Here is a 2,460-nt window from a genome sequence, read left to right on the forward strand (position 1 = left end):
GCTAATCCCAAAAATTTACTCGGCTGCATTTGCCAAGCTAATACCGAAAATCCCTTCAACGAGTTCGTTACCGATTGCACGAAAGGATTCCACGTCAGCTTCTTCCTCCATCGCTTTAGAGACAAACTTGCTCACCACGTCCTTGGGAGCATTGCGAATCGTTGATAGCAACTGGTCTGCTTTATCAGTTGTGTAAGCATCAATCCCGACGTTGAGAACATCTTCCAAGGATTGAATTTCTTGGTTTGAAACCTGAGATGCGTGAGCGATCGCTCCTTGTAATGGGGGAGTAGTTTTGCGGCGTGGGGAGTTTTTACCTAACTTGCTGTTGCCATTTTTAGACTTGCCATTGGTATTGGTCAATGCTCCTGATGATTTTCGTTGCTCAAGAATCTGAATAGTGATCGCTTGTGCTTCTGCATCATTCAAGTCATTAACATCCATGCCTATTGCTGATGCCGCAGACAAAATCTCTTGCTCATCACACTCAATACCTTTAGCCAGCAAAATTTCTTTGACTTTTTCCATTTCTTTGCCTTGTATGTGCTTACTACACCACTAATATATAATATATTAGCTACATATCACATAAGAAGCCAACAATAACTCCAGATTTTGTCGGGTTCTTGTCCCATAAGCAATATCATTTGATAATTTTGGTGATTAAGTATGGATGCAACAATGCCTAGAACGAAAGCACAGGGAATGACCCGGATTGAACTTTACGTGCCAACAGCACTATTTGAAGAAGCAGAGGAACTGTCCGACTTTGAGGGTTGGAAGTTAGCAGAACTGCACCGTGTATTTTGGGAAAACGGTTTTGGTGCTTATGTCGAGCGTAGTAACAAGAGAATGATTAACAAGCGCTTGAGAGGAAAAATTTCCCCCGACACTACCAATCAGGGAGAAGAATAGTAATTTTCATGCCCAGGTTAAAGCTGGGCATTATTTGGAATAAAAGGAGCAAAAAAATATGTCAAGTTTTGAAGATTCATACAGCCTTGCTTGGGTAAAAACAGCTTGTGAACATATTTTAGGTAAGAATATTTGTCCTCGAACTTGGCGAAACTGCTTAAGAATATGTGGCGTTCAGCCTTACAAGCGAGAAGTAAGGCTCAAAGAATGCTGCTATTTACTAGGACTGATATACCTGAAACGTCAAAACCCTTTCAAGAAATATTCTTTGTCTGATGTTTCATTGTTACTGATGAAAGATTTTGAAAAACTTACCAAATTTGGCATTGATTTAGAAAACCCAGAATTTCCACTCTTCGGGCGAGAATTACCGGACTATATATATGAGCAAACAGGCTACAAAGTTACTTTGCGAACTCTGTACCGTTGGGCATCTAAACGCCGTATTCCTTTCTCTAAGTTACGCATCATTAAGCAAGAAGAATTGAGGAGATGGCTGGAATTAGCAAGTACTTCCGCCGCCTAATGAGATTTTTAATCAAGCTCTTTTTTTTTGTTGTATTGTGTCACAAAGCGGCACAATTAAGCGGCAAAGTATGCCGTGACATTCAAAAGTCTTGCTGTGTATAGATGTCACAAAAAGCGGCAAGATTCAGTAAAACTCCAGAACCCTTGCTATTAAAGGAATGTCACAAAAAGCGGCATGGTTAAATTATGAAATTGGTGTCACTGTAAGGCACTCAAAGCCATACAGAATGGGTGTCACAAAGGAAGTGGTAGAGTTGACGAAAAAAACTAGGGATGAAAAAAAGCCCTGTTTTTGGGGCTTTTTTCTTAAATCTCTTGACTCAAATCTGCGCGTTGTTCCATTACTTGCCGGATAATAAGTCTACGCCTCCGTTAACTGTTCCTTGAGAATTAGTATTTTACGCTGATACATTTCAATCTCAGCTTGAAGTTCGGCGCGTAATTCAAGTGGTGTAAGTGGATGAATTTTTTGCTCTTCGAGATGTGACACTTCTGAAAAATCGTTTTTATCTAAGACAGCATAACGCCAAGATTCATTACACAAGCCAGTTAATAGATTATTGGGTGGGTAGTATTGAATCCCAACAATGACTCCCTGCTTGGTTCTTTGCCCTAACGAGTATTTTGGTGATCTCCAGTGATTCGGGATAGTGACAACTTTTAAAGTTTCCATACGATTGCTCCTATCTTTGTTTTGACTGTGTTTGTACTACTCGCTGCTGCCTTTTCTCTACCAAAATCTGACCGATAGCTCCTCCAGTACCCAGCCCAAACATGGCTGTAGCAATTGTGTACATTGTATTTCTGCCAAAAAATTGCACTCCTGAATACCCGATAGATATGGCCGCTAATGTACCAGTGAGACTTACAGCAATTACTTGTGCTTGATTCCGTTCCATAATTAGAATGCCTTTCCCTGATAGAGGTTATGATTTAAATGATTTTGCTGTTACGCGAACGCACGACCCCTCTCCAACTTGAACAAATGCTGCAACAGCACAAGTTCTACATCAAAAC

5 protein-coding genes are annotated in these 2,460 nt (G+C 40.5%); 2 read left to right on the forward strand and 3 right to left on the reverse strand.

The features are described 5' to 3' along the window. Positions 1-15 precede the first annotated feature (15 nt). Positions 16-528: a hypothetical protein gene (locus F8S12_RS31365; RefSeq protein WP_196520224.1), complete on the reverse strand. Its 513-nt coding sequence runs from the start codon at positions 526-528 to the stop codon at positions 16-18. A 153-nt stretch (positions 529-681) separates the two neighbouring features. On the opposite strand from F8S12_RS31365, the gene F8S12_RS31370 reads away from it, so the two are divergent. Next, positions 682-915 carry a hypothetical protein gene (locus tag F8S12_RS31370; protein WP_230968397.1) on the forward strand — a complete coding sequence of 78 codons (234 nt, stop codon included), beginning with the start codon at positions 682-684 and terminating at the stop codon, positions 913-915. Positions 916-973: 58 nt separating this feature from the next. Beyond that, a complete protein-coding gene (locus F8S12_RS31375; RefSeq protein WP_196520226.1) occupies positions 974-1,441 on the forward strand; it encodes a helix-turn-helix domain-containing protein in 468 nt (155 codons plus the stop codon). Between the two features lie 363 nt (positions 1,442-1,804). Here F8S12_RS31375 and F8S12_RS31380 read toward each other — a convergent pair whose 3' ends face one another. Then, the gene (locus F8S12_RS31380) at positions 1,805-2,116 is read right to left on the reverse strand and encodes a hypothetical protein (protein ID WP_196520227.1); all 312 of its coding nucleotides are present in this window, start codon (positions 2,114-2,116) and stop codon (positions 1,805-1,807) included. A gap of 10 nt (positions 2,117-2,126) precedes the next feature. Then, entirely contained in the window at positions 2,127-2,342 is a 216-nt protein-coding gene (locus F8S12_RS31385) for a hypothetical protein (protein WP_196520228.1), read from the reverse strand. Between the last annotated feature and the right edge of the window lie 118 nt (positions 2,343-2,460).

Origin of the sequence: Nostoc sp. WHI (assembly GCF_015714725.1) — a bacterium.
Classification (GTDB): Bacteria; Cyanobacteriota; Cyanobacteriia; order Cyanobacteriales; family Nostocaceae; genus Nostoc.

Excerpts from the sequence above, each read along its gene's own strand:
- F8S12_RS31365 (WP_196520224.1), bottom strand. The coding sequence starts at position 528 with ATGGAAAAAGTCAAAGAAATTTTGCTGGCTAAAGGTATTGAGTGTGAT.
- F8S12_RS31370 (WP_230968397.1), top strand. The coding sequence starts at position 682 with ATGCCTAGAACGAAAGCACAGGGAATGACCCGGATTGAACTTTACGTG.
- F8S12_RS31380 (WP_196520227.1), bottom strand. The coding sequence starts at position 2,116 with ATGGAAACTTTAAAAGTTGTCACTATCCCGAATCACTGGAGATCACCA.
- F8S12_RS31375 (WP_196520226.1), top strand. The coding sequence starts at position 974 with ATGTCAAGTTTTGAAGATTCATACAGCCTTGCTTGGGTAAAAACAGCT.
- F8S12_RS31385 (WP_196520228.1), bottom strand. The coding sequence starts at position 2,342 with ATGGAACGGAATCAAGCACAAGTAATTGCTGTAAGTCTCACTGGTACA.